Origin of the sequence: Undibacterium sp. RTI2.2, from assembly GCF_035018705.1 — a bacterium.
In the GTDB taxonomy this organism is placed as follows: Bacteria; Pseudomonadota; Gammaproteobacteria; order Burkholderiales; family Burkholderiaceae_D; genus Undibacterium.
Genome location: NZ_JASJXN010000094.1, coordinates 1 through 3,379 on the forward strand (window position 1 = coordinate 1; position 3,379 = coordinate 3,379).

Annotated in this window: 4 protein-coding genes; all 4 read left to right on the forward strand. The window is 40.1% G+C overall.

Annotated features, from left to right (window positions below; translation table 11 throughout):
* The first annotated feature begins 230 nt into the window (after positions 1-230).
* The 4 genes from flhD to motA all read left to right on the forward strand — a co-directional run bounded on the left by flhD (position 231) and on the right by motA (position 3,302).
* The gene (gene flhD, locus QN395_RS21060; RefSeq protein WP_262836001.1) at positions 231-548 is read left to right on the forward strand and encodes a flagellar transcriptional regulator FlhD; all 318 of its coding nucleotides are present in this window, start codon (positions 231-233) and stop codon (positions 546-548) included.
* Between the two features lie 55 nt (positions 549-603).
* Entirely contained in the window at positions 604-1,155 is a 552-nt protein-coding gene (gene flhC, locus QN395_RS21065) for a flagellar transcriptional regulator FlhC (RefSeq protein ID WP_322119061.1), read from the forward strand.
* Positions 1,156-1,179: 24 nt separating this feature from the next.
* The gene (locus tag QN395_RS21070; protein ID WP_323493020.1) at positions 1,180-1,983 is read left to right on the forward strand and encodes a class I SAM-dependent methyltransferase; all 804 of its coding nucleotides are present in this window, start codon (positions 1,180-1,182) and stop codon (positions 1,981-1,983) included.
* Positions 1,984-2,441: 458 nt separating this feature from the next.
* Positions 2,442-3,302, forward strand: a complete 861-nt coding sequence (gene motA / locus QN395_RS21075) for a flagellar motor stator protein MotA (RefSeq protein ID WP_322119059.1) — start codon at positions 2,442-2,444, stop codon at positions 3,300-3,302.
* Positions 3,303-3,379 lie beyond the last annotated feature (77 nt).

The window sequence follows — 3,379 nt, forward strand, 5'->3', positions numbered from 1 at the left end:
TAATTGAACAAACTATCTTTTCTAAAAATAATAAAAATCAAAAATTCTTTTCGAATTCTTTCTAAAAGAAATCAAATATAGCTTGTAGGAAAAACTCCTACGAGTTTTTTCTGTTTTTACTCATCTTAAATACCTCTTCCTGCCTATACTCCGGTATTTTTCTTGCATCCACAATGTATCTCACTGGCAACGAACTCTGTGCCGGGTTAAACAAGATGGAGGGTAGAAAAATGACACCGAACGATATGATGGCTGAAATTCGCGACGCTAACTTAAGTTATCTGATGCTCGCTCAGCAAATGATTCGTGCTGACAAAGCTACTGCGATATTTCGTTTAGGCATAGCGAAAGAAATCGCTGACCTGATTGAAGGGTTGAACAACGCACAGATTCTTAAGCTTGCTGGCTCTAACATGATGCTTGCTCGCTTTAGATTTGAAGACAGTGCCATTTTGTGCATGTTGACAAATTATAATAAAGAACGCGCCTTGGCACATTCTCATGCTGCAATTTTAATGGCTGGACAAGCTGTTGAAGAAATTCATTAAAGAGATTCATTAGTTTCTGACTATTTAATAATTTTTCAACACTGAGGTGAGCAAAATGGCTAGCAAAAGCGTAGTAAATGAAGCACACGAAATTCGGTTGGCAATTGATTTAGTCAATCTTGGCGCACGTTTGCAGCTTTTGGAGTCCGAAACGAGTTTGTCTCGCGAGCGATTGTTGAAAATATATAAAGAGCTAAAGGGTGTATCACCTCCTAAAGGGATGCTGCCTTTTTCTACAGAATGGTTTATTACTTGGCAGCCAAATATCCATTCATCGTTATTTATGAACATTCACAAGTATTTGCATGATCATGCGGATATCAGTGGCATTGAAGCTGTTGTCAAAGCTTATCGACTTTATTTAGAACAAACACCGCCTCAAGCAGGTGATGAGCCAGTGCTGTCATTGACGCGCGCTTGGACCTTGGTGAGGTTTTTTGATGCGAAAATTCTGAAATTCACAAAATGCAACAAATGTGGCGGGCAATTTGTTGCACACACATTGGATTTGCATGATGATTATGCATGTGGTTTATGCCATGTCCCTTCACGAGCAGGCAAGACTAAAAGAGCGCGTGAATTAGACTCAATAGCGATGGTTGCATAATGCAGACGATTTTTCGGAGCCTTTTTGAACCTAAGGTCAAAGCAAACAAACGAAAATGATATTTCTTTGGCGGGTAAGCCATTGCTCCCGCCTGCCTTGCAGTCGTTATTGATACAGATTTTTTCCTTCCTTCTTTGCCTCCTCATTACTTTTTTTGTAGGCGTCAGCTTCAAAAAAAATATTCCTCCAATTATTATCATTTTTGCGCAAGCAATTGCTGCCTGTTGTTTTTCATATTGGCGAAAAATGGATTGGTGGTGGTGGATTATTCACTTCTTCTTTCCCCTTGCTGTCTTCGTACTCTTGGCCTTTGATATTCCACGTTATTACTATTTATGTGGTTTTATTTTTTTGGCTTTACTTTTTTGGAGTACGTTTCGCACGCAGGTGCCGTATTACCCATCTAAATCCTCTTTGTTGCCGACGTTATTTGAGTTATTGCCAGACAGACCTGTCCATTTTGTTGATGTTGGCAGTGGGCTGGGCGGCTTGGTTCTCAAATTGGCGCAAGTAAGGCGGGACAGTTTTTTTTATGGTGTTGAAATCGCGCCATTGCCGTGGTTTATCAGTTATTTAAGAGCGAAATTTAATCGAGCCAAAGTTGAGTTTTTATTCCGTAGCTACGAGAGAATTGATTTGAACCAATTCGATGTTGTATTTGCTTATCTTTCGCCTGCTGCAATGCCATCGTTATGGGAGAAAGTGCGGAAAGAAATGACGCCAGGGTCATTACTGCTTAGCTATGAATTTATAGTGCCGAATGTTGCTCCCGACTTGTGTATAAATAAAAATCCTAATGATCCAACACTATATGTATGGCGCATATAATAGTAATCATGTAATGTATTCCTCAGGCAATACTCAATTGCTTTTAAGCTTCAAGAGAATAGTGCAGAGCTGCTAAGAATAAAATATTTGGCTTAGCCAAGAGCTTGAAGTAGTGAGAAATAAACGTCTCTTTATGTAAATTTTTCGTACCTTTTGCGTTATTGTTGTTTGAACTTTGATTGTGATCGGTTATGGTACTCCTAGGTAGTATATTTTATTGTCCAGGTAATACTTGGACAGTAAGGTGTTTTTAATAAAAATAATGGGGAGTATATTGAATTTACGTATATTCTATTCCCGTAAAAAGCAGCGAAGCGTTGTCTCTTATTTTTGTTGATAGATTCGGTTTTTTGCAATTGTTTCCTGTATCTCTTAATTGATCAAATTGATGTGATGATTAATTTACTGATTAATTTCCACGTTTATATTTGGTTCTTTTCTCATAAGGAGTCTGGCTCGTGCTAGTCATCGTTGGCTATATAGTTGTGATGGGGTCAGTGTTCGGTGGATTTGTTATGTCCGGCGGACACATCGCCGTCTTATTTCAGCCACTCGAATTGCTGATGATCGGTGGTGCCGCCGTTGGGGCTTCCTTGGTCGGCAATAACGGTAAAACCCTGAAGGCATCTTTAAAAGCAATTCCTGGTGTATTAAAAGGCTCCAAATACACCAGAGCCTTGTATATGGAATTGATGACCATGCTGTTTGATGTGCTGACAAAAATACGTAAAGAGGGCTTAATGTCAATTGAAGGTGATATTGAAAAGCCGGAAGAGAGTCCTCTTTTTAGCAAGTATCCACTCGTTGCTTCTGACCATCACTTAATGGAATTCATTGCGGATTATTTAAGGTTGATGGTGTCCGGAAATATGGATGCATTTCAGATCGAAAATCTGATGGATAATGAGCTGGAAACGCATCACCATGAAGGTGCGGCACCGGCACATTTTATTGCTAAGTTAGGTGATGGTTTGCCTGCTTTTGGTATTGTTGCTGCGGTGATGGGTGTGGTCCACACAATGGAGTCAGTTGGTATCCCGCCAGCAGAGCTCGGTATTTTGATTGCACATGCTTTGGTAGGAACATTCTTAGGTATTTTGCTCGCTTATGGTTTCGTTGGGCCATTGGCTGGTCTGATGGAGCAACAACTGGACGAGTCCTCTAAAACCTTTCAATGCATTAAAGTAACTTTGCTGGCCAGCTTAAACGGATATGCTCCGGCGCTTGCTGTTGAGTTTGGGCGTAAAGTTTTGTATTCGACGGAGCGACCTACATTTAGTGAGCTAGAAGAACACATTAAGCAATCTAAATCTAAGTAGATAGAGGTTCTTGCAAAACGAAACACCGGAGAGTAATTTTATTGCGAGAAGCGCAAAATAGATGAGAAAGGAGCGGC